A 17,706-nucleotide genomic window follows, 5' to 3' on the forward strand; every position below is an offset into this window, starting at 1 on the left:
ATTACTAGTATAGACTGATTTGGTTTTAGCTCCGTGTCTGTCTTTATAAAACGAAACACTAATATAAACTAAGATTATAAGTTATGGCTAAAGAAACGTACGATCGTTCGAAACCTCACCTTAACGTAGGGACAATTGGTCACGTTGACCACGGTAAAACTACTCTTACCGCTGCAATCACTAAAGTACTTGCAGATGCTGGTTTTTCTAATGCGACAAGTTTTGACCAAATTGATAACGCTCCTGAAGAAAAAGAGCGTGGTATTACTATTAACTCATCACACGTTGAGTATCAGACTCAGAACAGACACTACGCACACGTAGATTGTCCTGGTCACGCCGATTATGTAAAGAACATGGTTACTGGTGCTGCTCAAATGGATGGTGCTATTCTTGTTGTTGCTGCAACTGATGGTCCTATGCCTCAGACTCGTGAGCACATCCTTCTTGGTCGTCAGGTAGGTATTCCTCGTATTGTTGTATTCCTTAATAAAGTGGATATGGTAGATGATGAAGAGCTTCTTGAGTTAGTTGATATGGAAGTACGTGATCTTTTAAGTTTCTATGAGTATGATGGTGACAATGGTCCTGTTGTATCTGGTTCTGCACTTGGTGCACTTAACGGTGAGCAAAAATGGGTTGACACAGTATTAGAATTAATGGCTGCTGTTGATGCGTGGATTGAAGAGCCTGTTCGTGATATGGATAAGCCTTTCCTTATGCCTATAGAAGATGTATTCTCTATTACAGGTCGTGGTACTGTTGCAACTGGTCGTATTGAGACTGGTGTAGCTAATACTGGAGATCCAGTTGAGATTATTGGTATGGGTGCTGAGAAGTTAACTTCTACTATTACTGGTATTGAAATGTTCCGTCAGATTCTTGATAGAGGTGAAGCTGGTGATAATGCAGGTATCTTATTGAGGGGTATTGAGAAGTCTATGATCTCTCGTGGTATGGTAATTACTAAGCCTGGATCTGTAACTCCTCACGCTAAATTTAAAGCAGAGGTTTATATTCTTAAGAAAGAAGAAGGTGGACGTCACACTCCATTCCACAATAACTACCGTCCACAGTTTTATGTGCGTACTACCGATGTAACTGGTAATATTGCTCTTCCTGATGGTGTAGAAATGGTAATGCCTGGAGATAACTTAACTATTACAGTTGATCTTATCCAGCCTATTGCTTTGAACTTAGGTCTTCGTTTTGCAATCCGTGAGGGTGGTAGAACTGTAGGAGCTGGTCAGGTTACTGAAATTCTAGATTAATTTCTATAATGATATTATAAGTATCCTATCTATATTCTAGATAGGATACTTTTCCTTTGTAAAAAAGGAAGGCAATATAAATCATACTTAAGGTATGGTTGTTTGCGGGCTTAGCTCAGTTGGTAGAGCACTGGTCTCCAAAACCAGGTGTCGTGAGTTCGAGTCTCTCAGCCCGTGCAGTTTAAATAAAGTTTACTCCATTTTCATAGATTACTATGATTATAGTTAACGTTTACAACATTACAATTATGAGTTTGATAACATATGTAAAAGAGTCTTATAATGAGTTAACTAATCATGTTACTTGGCCTACATGGGCTGAGACACAAAAGTTAACGATTACTGTTGCTGTATTCTCAATTGTTTTTGCGCTTATTGTATCAGGAATAGACTTTGTGTTTAGTTCGGCGATCGAAAATTATTTTTATTGGATTAAGGCTAACTAATTTTTGATATGTCAGAAGAGAAGGATTTAATGAAATGGTATGTTGTACGTTCAGTGAGCGGACAAGAGAATAAGATTAAAGAGTATATAGAGTCTGAAATTGCACATCATAACTTAGGTGATTATTTACAACAAATTTTAGTTCCTACTGAGAAAGTTGTTCAAATAAGGAATGGTAAAAAATATAATAAAGAGAGAGTTTATTTCCCTGGTTATATTATGGTGCAGGCTAGATTAGAAGGTGAAGTGCCTCATATTATTAAATCTGTTAATGGTGTTATTGGTTTCTTAGGAGAAACTAAAGGAGGTGATCCAGTTCCATTAAGACGTTCAGAGGTTAATAGAATGTTAGGTAAAGTTGATGAGTTAGCTGAACAAACAGATAATGTTTCTATTCCTTATAAAACTGGTGAAACAGTAAAGGTTGTAGATGGTCCTTTCAATGGTTTCAATGGTACTATTGAAAAGGTAAATGAAGAAAAGCGTAAGCTAGAAGTTATGGTTAAGATTTTTGGACGTAAAACTCCTTTAGAGCTTAGCTATATGCAAGTAGAGAAAATATAAATGTTACAATTTATAGGTAGTAAATAAGGCTTCCACTTTATTATTATCAAAATAGTGAAATTAATTAGAAATGGCTAAAGAAGTATCTAAGGTTGTAAAACTACAAGTTAAGGGTGGCGCAGCAAACCCATCTCCTCCTGTAGGACCTGCACTTGGTGCGGCTGGTGTTAATATCATGGAGTTCTGTAAGCAGTTTAATGCTAGGACTCAGGATAAAGCAGGTAAAGTTTTACCGGTAGCGATAACTGTTTATAAGGATAAGTCCTTTGACTTTGTTATCAAAACTCCTCCAGCAGCAGTACAAATCCTTGAAGCGATAAAGCTTAAAGGCGGTAGTGGGGAACCTAATCGTAAAAAAGTTGGAACTATCACATGGGATCAAATTCGTTTGATTGCCGAAGATAAGATGCCAGACCTCAATGCATTTACAGTAGAAAGCGCTATGAAAATGGTAGCTGGAACTGCAAGATCAATGGGTGTGAACGTTAAGGGTGGAAACGCACCTGCTTAAAACTTGTAACAATGGCAAAATTGACAAAAAATCAAAAAGCAAGTCTTCCAAAAATTGATAAGTCACAAACTTATTCAGTTGCTGAAGCTGCTAAATTAGTAAAGGATGTTACAACTACAAAGTTTGACGCATCTGTAGATCTAGCTGTGAGATTGAACGTGGATCCACGTAAAGCTAACCAGATGGTTAGAGGCGTTGTGACACTTCCTCATGGTACTGGTAAAGATGTTAAAGTATTAGCTTTAGTAACGCCAGATAAAGAAGCTGAAGCTACTGAAGCTGGTGCTGATTATGTTGGATTAGATGAATACCTTAACAAGATTAAAGGTGGTTGGACTGATGTTGATGTAATTATCACAATGCCTAGTGTAATGGGTAAATTAGGACCTTTAGGTCGTGTTTTAGGACCAAGAGGTTTAATGCCTAACCCTAAGACTGGTACTGTTACAATGGATGTTGCAAAAGCTGTTTCTGAAGTAAAAGCTGGTAAAATTGACTTTAAAGTTGATAAGACTGGTATTATTCACGCTGCAATTGGAAAAGCATCTTTTGACGCTGCTAAAATTGAAGGGAATGCTAAAGAATTAATTAACACACTAGTTAAATTAAAACCAACAACGTCTAAGGGTATTTATATCAAAAGTATCTTTATGTCTAGTACGATGAGTCCTAGTATTGAGATAGACGCTAAACGTTTTGCAGACGACTAAAAATCTAGATCATGACAAGAGAACAAAAAGCAAATGTTATACAAGATTTGACTGCTACGTTAGCTGAAAATTCAACTATTTATTTAGCAGACATATCTGGTTTAAATGCATTAGATACATCAAATTTACGTAGAGCTTGTTTTAAAGCTAACGTAAAAATGGCAGTAGTAAAGAATACACTTCTTTCTAAAGCTATGGAAGCATCAGATAAGGATTTTGCTGAATTACCTGAATTATTAAAAGGTAATACTGCAATTATGTTATCAGAGGTTGCAAATAGCCCTGCTAAAGTAATTGAAACTTTCCGTAAGAAGTCTGATAAGCCTGTGCTTAAAGGAGCTTATATTGAGGAAGCAATTTACGTAGGAGATGATATGCTTAGTACATTAAGTAATATCAAATCTAAGGAAGAAATGATTGGAGAAATCATTGGTCTTCTACAAAGTCCAGCTAAGAATGTTGTTTCAGCACTTAAATCAGGTGGTGGTACAATAGCAGGATTAATCAAAACTCTATCTGAAAGATAGAACACAAATTAGTACGCAAACAATTATTTATAAATTTTATTAAAACGATAGAAATGGCAGATTTAAAAGATTTCGCAGAACAGTTAGTTAACCTTACTGTGAAAGAAGTAAACGAATTAGCGACTATACTTAAAGATGAGTATGGTATCGAACCAGCAGCAGCGGCAGTTGCTATGGCAGCACCTGGTCAAGGTGGCGGAGACGCTGCTGAAGAGCAAACAGAATTTGATGTAATCCTTAAAGCTGCAGGTGGTGCTAAGCTAGCTGTTGTTAAACTTGTAAAAGAACTTACAGGAGCAGGATTAAAAGATGCAAAAGGTTTAGTTGATAGTGCACCATCTCCAATCAAGGAAGGTGTTTCTAAAGATGAAGCAGAAGCACTTAAAGCTCAGCTTGAAGAAGCAGGAGCTGAGGTTGAGTTGAAGTAATTCTTCTTACCAAAACATTATCGGTTTAGACCTGTGAGCATTGCTCACAGGGCTAGACCATTTTGCGTATAAAGATGAGACGTCGTCGATAACGCTTTTTTTAACAATTTAATACCGTGCATTGATGCTAGCAACAAACACAGAGAGAATTAATTTTTCAACGGTAACTAATAAGGCAGAATATCCTGACTTGCTGGATATCCAAATTAAATCCTTTCAGGACTTTTTTCAGCTAGAGACTAAATCTGATAAAAGAGAAGTTGAAGGTTTGTATAATACCTTCATGGAGAATTTTCCAATTACTGATACTCGTAATCAGTTTGTTTTGGAATTTCTTGATTACTTCGTAGATCCACCTCGTTATTCTATTCAGGAATGTATAGAGCGTGGTCTAACTTATAGCGTGCCTCTTAAATCACGTTTGAAATTATATTGTACAGATCCTGAACATGAGGATTTTGAAACAATCGTACAAGATGTTTATCTTGGTACTATCCCTTACATGACACCTTCTGGTACTTTTTGTATTAATGGAGCTGAGCGTGTGGTTGTATCTCAGTTACACAGGTCTCCTGGTGTTTTCTTTGGTCAATCTTTCCATGCAAATGGTACTAAATTATATTCTGCTCGTGTAATTCCTTTTAAAGGATCATGGATAGAATTTGCGACAGATATTAATAGTGTAATGTACGCTTATATCGATCGTAAAAAGAAATTACCTGTTACAACACTTTTCCGTGCTATTGGCTTTGAAAGAGATAAAGATATCTTAGGTATTTTTGATCTTGCTGAAGAAGTTAAGGCAAGTAAAACAGGTCTTAAAAAATACTTAGGTCGCAAGCTTGCTGCTCGTGTACTAAGAACTTGGCATGAAGATTTCGTTGATGAAGATACTGGAGAAGTAGTATCTATTGAGCGTAATGAAATTGTTCTTGATAGAGATACAATTCTTGAAAAGGAACACATAGATGAGATAATTGATTCTCAAGCTAAGACTATTCTTCTTCATAAGGAAGATAATATGTCTGCTGATTATGCCATTATACATAATACCTTACAAAAGGATCCTACAAACTCTGAAAAAGAGGCTGTAGAACATATATATAGACAATTACGTAACGCTGAGCCGCCTGATGAAGAAACTGCTCGTGGAATCATCGATAAATTATTCTTCTCTGATCAGAGATATAATTTAGGTGAGGTAGGTCGTTACCGTATGAATAAAAAATTGAATCTTGATATTCCTATGGATAAGCAGGTGCTTACCAAGGAAGATATCATTACTATTATTAAGCATTTGATCATGTTGATCAACTCTAAGGCAGAGATTGATGATATTGATCACTTATCTAACCGTCGTGTTCGTACGGTAGGTGAGCAGTTAAGTTCACAGTTTGGTGTAGGTCTTGCTCGTATGGCTCGTACTATACGTGAGCGTATGAATGTTAGAGATAATGAAGTGTTTACACCTATTGACCTTATTAATGCTAAGACATTGTCTTCTGTTATTAATTCATTCTTTGGTACGAACCAATTATCTCAATTCATGGATCAAACAAATCCATTAGCTGAGATTACACACAAGCGTAGATTATCTGCACTTGGACCAGGTGGTCTTTCGAGAGAAAGAGCTGGTTTTGAGGTTCGTGATGTACACTACACTCACTATGGTAGACTTTGTCCTATTGAAACTCCTGAAGGACCGAACATTGGTCTGATTTCTTCGCTTGCTGTTTTTGCTAAAGTGAATGGAATGGGATTCATCGAGACTCCTTATAGAAAGGTTACAGATGGTGTGGTAAATCTTGAAGATGAACCAACTTACTTAAGTGCTGAGGAAGAAGAAGGTTTACTTATTGCCCAAGCTAACTTACCGTTGACTAATGGTAAAATAGATCAGGAAAAAGTAATTGCTCGTATGGAAGGTGACTTCCCGGTAATTGATGCTTCAGAGGTTGTTTATGCTGACGTCGCTCCTAATCAAATTGCATCTATTTCTGCATCTCTGATTCCATTCTTGGAACATGATGATGCAAACCGTGCACTTATGGGGTCTAACATGATGCGTCAGGCGGTACCTTTACTTAGAGTTGATGCTCCTATTGTTGGAACAGGTCTAGAAAGACAAGTTGCAACTGATTCTAGAGTATTAATAAATGCTGAAGGTGATGGAGAGGTAGTTTATGTAGATGCACAAAAAGTAGTGATCAAGTATGATCGTACAGAGCGTGAATCTTTAGTAAGCTTTGAGCCTGAAGACACTTCTTATAACTTGATTAAATTCCGTAAAACTAACCAAGGGACGAGTATTACACTTAAACCTATAGTTGAAAAAGGAGATAGAGTTAATAAAGGTCAGGTATTATGTCAAGGTTATGCAACTGAGGCTGGTGAACTTGCTTTAGGTCGTAACATGAAAGTGGCATTTATGCCTTGGAAAGGTTATAACTTTGAGGATGCGATCGTTATTTCTGAAAAAGTAGTACGTGAAGATATATTTACTTCTATTCACGTAGATGAATACTCATTAGATGTTAGAGATACAAAATTAGGTAATGAAGAGTTAACTCCAGATATACCTAATGTTTCTGAAGAAGCTACTGCAGACCTTGATGAACAAGGTATGATTCGTATCGGTGCAGAAGTTAAACCAGGTGATATATTAATAGGTAAAATTACTCCTAAAGGAGAAAGTGATCCTACTCCAGAGGAGAAACTGCTTAGAGCAATCTTTGGTGATAAGGCTGGTGATGTAAAAGATGCGTCATTAAAAGCATCTCCATCTCTTAGAGGTGTTGTTATCGGTAAAAAATTATTCTCTCGTGCTGTAAAGGATAAGAGAAAGAGAGCTCAAGATAAAGAAGATATCGCAAGATTAGAGCAGAATTATCAAGGTAAATTTGATGGTTTACAAGAGCGTCTAATTGAGAAATTATTTGAAATCGTAAGTGGTAAAACATCACAAGGTGTATTTAATGATCTTGGAGAAGAAGTTCTTCCTAAAGGTAAAAAGTATACTCTTAAAATGTTAAATTCAGTGGATGACTTTACTCATTTAACTTCTGGTACTTGGACTACGAGTAGTGATGTGAATGAGATGGTTGCTGATTTACTACATAACTATAAGATTAAAGAAAATGATCTTCAAGGGTCATTACGTCGTGAGAAGTTCACAATCTCTGTCGGAGATGAGCTTCCTGCTGGTATCATAAAACTTGCAAAAGTTTATATCGCTAAAAAGCGTAAACTTAAAGTTGGTGATAAAATGGCTGGTCGTCACGGTAACAAAGGTATCGTTGCACGTATTGTACGTCAGGAAGATATGCCATTCCTTGAAGATGGAACTCCAGTAGATATCGTATTGAATCCACTTGGTGTACCTTCTCGTATGAATATAGGTCAGATTTATGAAACTGTTTTAGGATGGGCTGGTGAGAAACTAGGCAAGAAATTTGCAACTCCTATCTTTGATGGTGCTACTTTAGATCAGATCAATGGATATACTGATGAGGCTGGTATTCCACGTTTCGGTCATACATATTTATTTGATGGTGGTACTGGTGAGCGTTTTGATCAACCTGCAACAGTAGGTATAATCTACATGCTTAAACTAGGTCACATGGTAGATGATAAGATGCACGCGCGTTCTATCGGTCCATACTCATTGATTACTCAGCAACCACTTGGTGGTAAGGCACAATTTGGTGGTCAACGTTTTGGAGAGATGGAGGTATGGGCACTTGAGGCATATGGTGCTTCTAGTACACTACGTGAAATCTTAACTGTAAAATCAGATGACGTTATAGGACGTGCTAAGACTTACGAAGCAATCGTGAAAGGTGAACCTATGCCAGAACCTGGTCTTCCTGAATCATTTAATGTATTGATGCATGAGTTGAAAGGTCTAGGATTAGATCTAAGACTGGAGGATTAATTTTTTCTGTGAGGTTTTATGTTTGTTTCGCTTTCGCGAAAGCGGATAATACATAAAACCTTGCTACTTTAAACTTAAAATAGTACCATTATTATGGCTAGACATAAAGACAACCCAACACAAAAGAAATTTTCTAAAATTTCAATCGGTCTTGCATCTCCAGAAGCTATTCTTGCAGAGTCAAGAGGTGAGGTGTTAAAACCAGAAACGATTAACTATCGTACGCACAAACCTGAAAGGGATGGGCTTTTTTGTGAGCGTATTTTCGGTCCTGTAAAGGATTATGAATGTGCTTGTGGAAAATATAAGCGTATCCGTTACAAAGGAATTGTTTGTGATCGTTGTGGTGTAGAGGTTACTGAGAAAAAAGTAAGACGTGATCGTATAGGACATATCAATCTTGTTGTGCCAGTTGCGCACATTTGGTATTTCCGTAGTTTGCCTAATAAAATAGGTTATTTACTAGGGCTTCCTTCTAAGAAGCTGGATATGATCATCTATTACGAACGATATGTAGTTATTCAACCAGGTATTGCTAAAAATGCTGAAGGTGAAGAAGTACAAAGATTAGATTTCTTAACTGAGGAAGAGTATTTAGATATACTAGATAGTTTACCTCAAGAAAATTTATATTTAGAAGATTCAGACCCTAACAAATTCATCGCTAAGATGGGTGCAGATTGTTTGATAGATCTTCTACAGCGTATTGATTTAGATACTCTTTCTTATGACTTACGTCACAAGGCAAATAATGAGACATCTAAACAACGTAAAACTGAGGCTTTAAAGCGTTTACAAGTTGTTGAAGCGCTTAAAGATTCTAACGAAAGACGTGAGAATAAGCCAGAATGGATGATCATGAAAGTGGTTCCAGTAATTCCACCAGAATTACGTCCATTAGTACCGCTAGATGGTGGTCGTTTTGCAACGTCTGATTTAAATGATTTATACCGTCGTGTAATCATCCGTAATAATCGTTTGAAAAGATTGATGGAGATTAAAGCTCCAGAAGTAATCCTTCGTAATGAAAAGCGCATGTTGCAAGAGGCGGTAGATTCACTTCTTGACAATACAAGAAAATCTAGTGCTGTTAAAACAGATTCTAATAGACCATTAAAATCATTATCTGATTCACTTAAAGGTAAGCAAGGACGTTTCCGTCAGAACTTACTAGGTAAGCGTGTTGATTATTCTGCACGTTCGGTAATTGTTGTTGGACCTGAGCTTAAATTATATGAGTGTGGTATTCCTAAGGATATGGCTGCAGAGCTTTATAAGCCTTTTGTAATACGTAAACTTATTGAGCGTGGAATCGTTAAGACTGTAAAGTCAGCAAAGAAAATTATAGATAAGAAAGAACCCGTAGTTTGGGATATCTTGGAAAATGTTCTTAAAGGACATCCAGTTATGTTGAACCGTGCTCCTACTCTTCACAGATTAGGTATACAGGCTTTCCAACCCAAATTAATTGAAGGTAAAGCAATACAGTTACACCCATTAGTTTGTACGGCATTTAACGCCGATTTTGATGGAGATCAAATGGCTGTGCACCTTCCTTTAGGTCCTGAAGCGATATTAGAATGTCAGTTATTAATGCTGGCATCACACAATATTCTTAACCCTGCAAATGGTAGTCCGATAGCGGTACCATCACAGGATATGGTATTGGGTCTTTATTATATGACCAAATTACGTAGATCTGAACCTGGACATATTGTTAAAGGTGAAGGGCTTACTTTTTACGGTCCTGAAGAATTGGTTATTGCATTTAATGAGAAGAGAGTTGATATTAACGCTCCTGTTAAATGTAGAATTAACCTTCTTCAAAATGATGGTTCTTATAAAGCAGAAATTATTGAAACTACTGCTGGTAGAGTTATATTTAATCAAAGAGTGCCAGATGAAGCTGGTTATATCAATGAGGTTCTTACTAAAAAGGCACTTAGAGATATTATAGGTGATATCCTTAAGGTAACAGATGTTCCTAGAACAGCTGCTTTCCTTGATGAAATTAAGGATCTGGGTTATGGATTTGCATTCCGTGGTGGGTTATCGTTCTCATTGGGAGATATTATGATTCCTGCAGAGAAGCAATCTATGATTGATACTGCAAATGCTAAAGTTGACACAATACGTGGAAACTACGGTATGGGTCTTATTACCCAAAATGAAAGATATAATCAAGTAATTGATGTTTGGACGGCTACCAATGCGCAGCTTACTGAGCTTTCAATGAAAAACATTAGAGAAGATCAACAAGGATTTAACTCGGTGTTTATGATGCTTGATTCTGGAGCCCGTGGATCTAAAGAGCAAATAAGACAGCTTACAGGTATGCGTGGACTTATGGCAAAACCTAAAAAATCTAACGATGGTGGTGGTGCTATTATTGAAAACCCTATTCTTTCTAACTTTAAGGAAGGTCTTTCGATTCTTGAATACTTTATTTCTACTCACGGTGCGCGTAAAGGACTTGCAGATACAGCTCTTAAAACTGCGGATGCTGGTTACCTTACACGTAGATTACATGATGTTGCACAAGATGTAATAGTAAATCATGAAGATTGTGAGACCTTAAGAGGTATAGAAGTTTTTGCTCTTAAGAAGAATGAAGAGGTAATGGAGAAATTAGGAGCTAGAGTTCTAGGTCGTACTGCATTACATGATGTTATAGATCCGGCTACACAAGAAGTGATTATTTCTGCTGGTGAGTTGATAGTAGAAGAAATTGCTGATATCATTGAAGCATCTGATTTAGAGTCTGTGGAAGTAAGATCTGCTCTTACTTGTGAGGCTGCAAAAGGTGTTTGTACTAAATGTTATGGTCGTAACTTGGCTACTAACAGGTTAGTGATGAGAGGTGAAGCGGTAGGAGTAATTGCTGCACAATCTATTGGTGAACCAGGTACACAGCTTACGTTAAGAACTTTCCACGTAGGTGGTGTTGCAGGTAACGTTTCTGAAGATAGTTCTATTGTTGCTAAAAACGATGGTATACTTGAGATCGATGATCTTAAAACGGTTAAGGTTGAAGATAACGAAGGTAAAGCGGTAGAAATAGTAATTTCTCGTACAGCTGAGTCTAAATTACTTCATGAGAAAACAGGTATGTTGTTAAATTCTAATAACATTCCTTATGGTTCTGAGCTTTATGCTAAACCAGGTTCTAAGGTTAAGAAAGGTGATTTACTTGCTAAATGGGATCCATTTAACGGTGTTATTATTTCAGAATTTGCTGGTAAGATTAAGTTCGAAAACATTATTCAGGGTGTTACTTTCCAGGTAGAAAGTGATGAACAAACTGGATATGAGGAAAAAGTTATTTCTGATTCTAGAGATAAGAAACTTATCCCTACTTTACATATAGTTGATGCTAAGGGTGATAATGTGATTTCATATAACCTTCCTGTAGGTGCTCACTTAATGGTGAATGACGATGATAAGATTAAGGTTGGTAAAGTCTTAGTTAAAATCCCTCGTAAATCTGCAAAAGCAGGTGATATTACTGGAGGTCTTCCACGTGTAACAGAATTATTTGAAGCTCGTAACCCTTCTAATCCAGCTGTAGTTAGTGAGATAGATGGTGTTGTTTCATTCGGTAAAATTAAGCGTGGTAACCGTGAAATCATCGTTACTTCTAAAACTGATGAAGTGAAGAAGTACCTCGTTAAACTTTCTAATCAGATTCTTGTACAAGAAAATGATTATGTAAGAGCTGGTATGCCTTTATCTGATGGATCTATTACTCCAAAAGATATTCTTGCTATAAAAGGACCAAGTGCTGTACAACAGTATTTAGTTAATGAGGTTCAAGAAGTTTATAGGTTACAAGGTGTAAAGATTAACGACAAGCATTTTGAAGTTGTTGTTCGTCAAATGATGAGAAAAGTAAGAATTGTTGATTCGGGAGATGGTATGTTCTTAGAGAATCAATTGGTTCATAAAGAAGATTTTATCCAACAAAATGACAATCTTTACGGTAAGAAAGTTGTGGAAAGCGCTGGTGATTCTGATACTTTAAAAGAAGGTCAGATCATTACTTCTAGAGAGCTAAGAGATGAGAATTCTATTCTTAGAAGAGAGGATAAATCATTAGTTACAGCTCGTGATGTGATGCCAGCAACTGCAGAACCTATTCTTCAGGGTATTACACGTGCTTCTCTTCAAACGAAGTCGTTTATTAGTGCTGCTTCTTTCCAGGAAACTACTAAGGTATTAAATGAAGCTGCTGTTGCAGGTAAAGTTGATACTCTAGAAGGTTTAAAGGAGAATGTAATTGTTGGACACAGAATTCCAGCAGGTACAGGTATGCGTAATTATGATGATATTATCGTAGGTTCAAAGGAAGAGTTTGAAAAGCTTTTAAATAAAAAGGAAGAGCCTAAAGTAAATTATAACTAGAAGTAATGGCGCAAGAAAATAAATCAGAGAATAAGATCAATATCGAGATTGACGGTGATATTGCTGAAGGACAGTATAGTAATTTAGCTATTATTAATCACTCAGTTTCTGAGTTTGTTGTGGACTTTGTGAATATTATGCCTGGTAACCCTAAGTCAAAGGTTAAATCCAGAATTATTTTAACTCCTCAACATGCTAAACGTTTGGCCAAAGCCTTACATGATAATGTGAGTAAATTTGAAAAAGCACATGGAGAGATAAGAGATTATGATCAACCGCCTATACCTTTAAATTTTGGTCCTACGGGACAAGCGTAATAATAAAGCCTGATGTTTTTACATCAGGCTTTTTTATTGCTTGACACTGTCAGTATAACTGCAGTTTATAGCTTTGATTTTTTTCATCTAATTTCAATTGATTTAGGAGTGTTTTGGAAGTTTAGCTACACATTAATGGTGTTTTGTTTAATATGTTGTTTAAAACCCCTGAAATCTAATTTGGATCTATTTTTTTCTTACTAATTTATAGAATTAGTTCAATTTAGTTTTTTGAATTGCATAGTTTTTGTTTTTCTTATTGTAAAATCTTCTATGTTCTTAATCTTATTTAGATAAACTTTAGTCGAATAGTTGTTTTTAATACTTGGTTGTTGATTAAAGGTTGTTGACAATATTCTATTTTTACCTTTTAATTGTGTTGATACATGGTTAATAATATTTCACAAATCATCCGTTATGAGTAATTCTGCTTTTTTTAAAATACTTTTTAGCTTTATAAATAAGACTCTTTTAGTTTCGGTAATTATTCTTATGATGCCTTTGGGCTTATATGCTGATGGTACTAAACAGGTGATGCCTTCTGCATCAAATGTTGAGCCGATAAATGGTACTGCCTTGTATTTTACGAGAGATATTCGAGGTCCTTATATAGGTGCTCCTAAATCTAATAGAATGCATTTTACTATTGCTAATGCAGCTACAGAGAATTTGTATTTTGGTGTGAAATCTTTACAGAGGAATGCGGGTACTAATAATCAATTGATTAATTCTGTTACGTATTATAGAATTTACAATCAAGCCGGTGTTTTGGTTGAAGGTGTAAACCCTGCTGGTGTTCAGGTCGGCGCTCTGTCTGGTAGATTAGATAATGGGGCTGGAGCTAATCCTGGTATAGGTGATCCAGGTTATATAGATAATTATACAGAGGCTTTCGAAGGTCCAAACGGAATAGGTGGAGTTACAAGTGGTTATAATCCTCTTGTTTTTAATCCAGCTACAGCAGGTGATTTCTACATTGAATTTTACATCAGTGTTGATGACGGTGCTACTAGTTTTGATTTTAATGGACCTGGCAGTGATACTCCGGTTGTTTTCTTTTTCCCTTATTTTGATTTAACTGTAGGTACTACAACTACTCCTATTTTAGGTAGATTATGGTCGGATAAATGGAGTTTTATAGGTTATAGGCAAGAAGATGTAAATGATATTGCAGACGGTGTTGATAGTCCAGACCTTGTTCCGAACCCAACATTGGAAGCGTCAGTAGAAGGTGTGTTTTATGCATATACGGATGATGAAGTTATTGTTGAATTAGATTTTTTAAATGGTTTTCGACCTCTTGCTTATGAATTGTCTATGAACCGTTTTGGTGTTGTTGATGATGATGATAGTGTGACCAATGTTTTTGAAAACACCAGGCGTTCACAAAATAGACCTACTGTTACTGCTCCTGTTTTAGATAACGGTTATCAAGTTTTCTTATTTTCTCCAGATCAATCTGTTTTTCCTACTACGGTAACTTCTGCTCCGGTCTTAGGTGGTCGTATTCAGGGATGTCCTGGGGATTATAGGGTACCATATACGTTGAGTGCGCCTGGTGATGTTGCAATTCTTATTGATTTGAATGGAACAGCAGGTTATCAGGTAGGCTCGCGGGATGTTAGTTTAGAAGCATATGATCAGATGGTAGGTTCTAATGAGTTGTTTTGGAATGGTTTAGATGGATTTGGTGATGTTGTGGCTTTTGATTCTACGGTAAGTGTGGAAGTGACTTCTTTTAGAGGTCGTACAAATATCCCGATGTATGATGCAGAATTTAATGTTAATGGTTTAAATATTAGGGGTGTTTCTCCGATTGTTCAAAACGCTAACATATATTGGGATGATTCTGAATTGTCATCGTTTGGTGTGTGTGCTGTTAATGCAGATAGTGACGGGAATAATGTTACAGTTGGAAGTTTTTCTAGAGTTCAATTATTGGATGGAGCAGTAGGGCCATCGCACGCATGGGATGGTTCTAATGCTGATGATACACTTCCTGCTATTTCTGGTGGACAAGGTTCTGATACTTTAGACTTGCTTTGTGATGACTACGGAAATAACCGTGTCGTAAATTCATGGTTTTATGGTTATGTACAAGATTCAGGTTCTAGTAACTTAGTAGTAGGTGATTGTGACGCTGATAATGATGGTATTGATAATATTACTGATTTAGATGACGATAATGATGGTATTACGGATATTGAAGAAGGTGGTATTGGGTGTTTAGATTCTGTTAATAATACAATAAATACTATTGGAGCGGTTTATAATGATAGGCTTGAGTCAGCTTCTTCTGTTACTACTATCTCTAATTTGTTTGGAGATACATACGATTTTAGAGCAACGTTGGTTGGTGCTGCTGCATGGGCCAATGGAGCGAATGGAGGTGTTAGGTTGAGAGATAATCTTGTTGGTGTCCAGGATTATATATCAGTTCAACCTAATGGAACAGGTGTAATTGCTAATGGTAATTATGTTCAGTACGAGTTTTTATTTGATCAACCTGTGACTAATGTGGTTATTCAGGTAGGCGGTTATAATAATGGGGATTACGCTCAAGTTAATGCTGATTTAGGTGGTTTTGATGTTAGTATAGATAGTTCTAATTTAGGTAATTTTGATCCTGCCTTGTCTTCAGGTTTCTGGGATATTAATGATAATCTAGTGATAGGAAATTCTTCTAATGGTGGTGTTGCTACGAATAGTAACGTTTTTACGGTTAGTGTTGCTGAGGCAGTTGATAGAATAGTTTTTATTACGGGTAAAAATGTGAATGGTGTAAGTAGCTCTAATGTTACATTGGCATTTAATTCTATTGCATTTTGTGTTGTTTCTACACCAGTTGATACGGATAATGATGGTGTGCCAGATTATTTAGATCTTGATGCTGATAATGACGGTATTTATGATGTAGAAGAGGCTGGTCATGGGCAAGCTTATGTTAATGGTGTTTTAACTGGCCCTGTAGGTGCTGATGGTATTCCTGATTCTGTTCAAGATCCTGGTGATGTTGATAATGGTGAGGTTAATTATACTTTGCAAGATTCTGATTCTGGTTCTGGTGAACCGGATTGGAGAGATACTGATTCTGATAATGATGGTTGTTCTGATGCTAATGAGGCTTATTTTGATTCTACTGCTGATGGAGGTGATGATGGTCAGTATGGTGTAGATCCTGCTCCAGTTAATGCTACTAATGGTTTGGTTTTAGCAGCGAGCTATGCTTCAACTACGCCTCAAGATTCTGATGGAAATGGTATTGATGATTATACTGAAATTGGTCCAGACATTGATGGTGACGGTATTTCTGATGCTTGTTTTCCGCCTGTCGATACAGATGGTGATGGTGTGTATGATAGTGTTGATTTAGATGATGATAATGATGGTATCTTAGATGTTGTTGAATCTCAAGGTTTGGGAGATCCTTCATTGGATGATGATGGTGATGGAATTGTTAATTATCAAGATGCTGATTTTTGTACATTAAATGCAAACGGTGTTTGTACATTATTAGATAGTGATAATGATGGTTCACCTAATCACTTAGATTTAGATTCGGATGGAGATGGTTGTAGTGATACGATAGAGGCTGGATATGTTGACGCTTTCGCGAAAGCGGATGAAGATGGTATTCTTGGAAATGCTGCTCCTGAAACAGTTGATAGTAATGGTTTAGTTACTTCAGGTGAAATGGGTGAAGGTTATACTTCTCCTACTATGACTGGCACTGTTTCATTCGACTTTTTAGACCCTAACGAAAATAGTGCTTGTTCTACTGCGTTGGATATTACTAAAACTAGTACGTTCAATCCAGCAACAGGTATAATTAATTACACATATACGGTTTTAAATTCAGGTTCAAGCTTTGCGTTTGATGTTAGTGTAACTGAGAATTTAGGAACTTTTACGGGAACAAATACTCCTGTTCCTACACCAGTTTATTTATCAGGAGGTTCTGATGAAGATGGACAAGGTGATGCTCGAGATTTAATCCCTGGGGCTAGTATGATTTTTACGGCTTCTTATGAAATTAATGATACTGATTTTGCTGCCGGGCAGATTGATAATCAAGCTACAGCTACTGCTACAGATAGTAATGGCGATACGGTTTCGGATATTTCTGATGATGGAAATGACGGAGATGGTAACTTAATAGATGATATTACTGAAACGATTTTACCTGTAGGTACTATAGTGGGTCATGTTTATAATGATTTAAATGGTAATGGAACACAGGATTCAGGTGAGCCAGATCTTGCTAATGTAGATGTTGTATTGACTCCTACTTTTGGTGATCCTATAACGGTAACTACTGATGCTAATGGTGATTATTCAGGTAATGTATTCGCTGGAGACGTTAGTGTAAATATTGATGATACAACTTTGCCTGTAGGTACAGTTCAGACGGAGGGGACAGATCCTACGACAGTAGTTGCTGTTTCTGGTTCAACGGTAACTGAAGAGAATAATGGATTCAATGCTCCTGCTACTCTACAAGGTTTGGTTTATAACGATGTAAACGGAAACGGAACACAAGATGCAGGCGAGCCTGGATTATCTGGAGTAGATGTTTTGATTACAGATGAGGACGGAAA

At 36.7% G+C, this 17,706-nt stretch carries 11 protein-coding genes and 1 tRNA gene; all 12 read left to right on the forward strand.

The features are described 5' to 3' along the window. Positions 1–83 precede the first annotated feature (83 nt). On the forward strand, positions 84–1,271 hold the full coding sequence (tuf, locus tag LY01_RS05005; RefSeq protein WP_104514681.1) for an elongation factor Tu: 1,188 nt from the start codon (positions 84–86) through the stop codon (positions 1,269–1,271). Positions 1,272–1,375: 104 nt separating this feature from the next. Continuing rightward, a tRNA-Trp gene (locus LY01_RS05010) sits at positions 1,376–1,448 on the forward strand. Between the two features lie 71 nt (positions 1,449–1,519). Continuing rightward, positions 1,520–1,717 (forward strand): preprotein translocase subunit SecE, encoded by a 198-nt coding sequence (gene secE, locus LY01_RS05015; protein WP_104514682.1) that lies wholly within the window; start codon positions 1,520–1,522, stop codon positions 1,715–1,717. Positions 1,718–1,725: 8 nt separating this feature from the next. Beyond that, positions 1,726–2,280, forward strand: coding sequence for a transcription termination/antitermination protein NusG (gene nusG, locus LY01_RS05020; RefSeq protein ID WP_104514683.1), 555 nt, complete (start codon positions 1,726–1,728; stop codon positions 2,278–2,280). Positions 2,281–2,350: 70 nt separating this feature from the next. Continuing rightward, the gene (rplK, locus tag LY01_RS05025) at positions 2,351–2,791 is read left to right on the forward strand and encodes a 50S ribosomal protein L11 (protein ID WP_104514684.1); all 441 of its coding nucleotides are present in this window, start codon (positions 2,351–2,353) and stop codon (positions 2,789–2,791) included. Positions 2,792–2,802: 11 nt separating this feature from the next. Then, complete coding sequence (gene rplA, locus LY01_RS05030; RefSeq protein ID WP_104514685.1) at positions 2,803–3,501, forward strand: 50S ribosomal protein L1; 699 nt, start codon at positions 2,803–2,805, stop codon at positions 3,499–3,501. Between the two features lie 11 nt (positions 3,502–3,512). Next, the gene (gene rplJ / locus LY01_RS05035; protein WP_104514686.1) at positions 3,513–4,028 is read left to right on the forward strand and encodes a 50S ribosomal protein L10; all 516 of its coding nucleotides are present in this window, start codon (positions 3,513–3,515) and stop codon (positions 4,026–4,028) included. A 53-nt stretch (positions 4,029–4,081) separates the two neighbouring features. After that, positions 4,082–4,456: a 50S ribosomal protein L7/L12 gene (gene rplL / locus LY01_RS05040; RefSeq protein ID WP_104514687.1), complete on the forward strand. Its 375-nt coding sequence runs from the start codon at positions 4,082–4,084 to the stop codon at positions 4,454–4,456. Between the two features lie 124 nt (positions 4,457–4,580). Then, positions 4,581–8,390 carry a DNA-directed RNA polymerase subunit beta gene (gene rpoB, locus LY01_RS05045; RefSeq protein WP_104514688.1) on the forward strand — a complete coding sequence of 1,270 codons (3,810 nt, stop codon included), beginning with the start codon at positions 4,581–4,583 and terminating at the stop codon, positions 8,388–8,390. A gap of 93 nt (positions 8,391–8,483) precedes the next feature. Then, the gene (gene rpoC / locus LY01_RS05050) at positions 8,484–12,791 is read left to right on the forward strand and encodes a DNA-directed RNA polymerase subunit beta' (protein ID WP_104514689.1); all 4,308 of its coding nucleotides are present in this window, start codon (positions 8,484–8,486) and stop codon (positions 12,789–12,791) included. Between the two features lie 5 nt (positions 12,792–12,796). Further along, positions 12,797–13,108: a DUF3467 domain-containing protein gene (locus tag LY01_RS05055; protein WP_104514690.1), complete on the forward strand. Its 312-nt coding sequence runs from the start codon at positions 12,797–12,799 to the stop codon at positions 13,106–13,108. Positions 13,109–13,525: 417 nt separating this feature from the next. Then, positions 13,526–17,706: DUF7507 domain-containing protein (locus tag LY01_RS05060; protein ID WP_317044682.1), on the forward strand; the 4,181-nt coding region annotated here is incomplete at its 3' end.

The organism is Nonlabens xylanidelens (assembly GCF_002934445.1).
Classification (GTDB): domain Bacteria; phylum Bacteroidota; class Bacteroidia; order Flavobacteriales; family Flavobacteriaceae; genus Nonlabens; species Nonlabens xylanidelens.

Coding starts and splice junctions, on each gene's coding strand:
- tuf (WP_104514681.1), top strand. CDS start 84: ATGGCTAAAGAAACGTACGATCGTTCGAAACCTCACCTTAACGTAGGG.
- secE (WP_104514682.1), top strand. CDS start 1,520: ATGAGTTTGATAACATATGTAAAAGAGTCTTATAATGAGTTAACTAAT.
- nusG (WP_104514683.1), top strand. CDS start 1,726: ATGTCAGAAGAGAAGGATTTAATGAAATGGTATGTTGTACGTTCAGTG.
- rplK (WP_104514684.1), top strand. CDS start 2,351: ATGGCTAAAGAAGTATCTAAGGTTGTAAAACTACAAGTTAAGGGTGGC.
- rplA (WP_104514685.1), top strand. CDS start 2,803: ATGGCAAAATTGACAAAAAATCAAAAAGCAAGTCTTCCAAAAATTGAT.
- rplJ (WP_104514686.1), top strand. CDS start 3,513: ATGACAAGAGAACAAAAAGCAAATGTTATACAAGATTTGACTGCTACG.
- rplL (WP_104514687.1), top strand. CDS start 4,082: ATGGCAGATTTAAAAGATTTCGCAGAACAGTTAGTTAACCTTACTGTG.
- rpoB (WP_104514688.1), top strand. CDS start 4,581: ATGCTAGCAACAAACACAGAGAGAATTAATTTTTCAACGGTAACTAAT.
- rpoC (WP_104514689.1), top strand. CDS start 8,484: ATGGCTAGACATAAAGACAACCCAACACAAAAGAAATTTTCTAAAATT.
- LY01_RS05055 (WP_104514690.1), top strand. CDS start 12,797: ATGGCGCAAGAAAATAAATCAGAGAATAAGATCAATATCGAGATTGAC.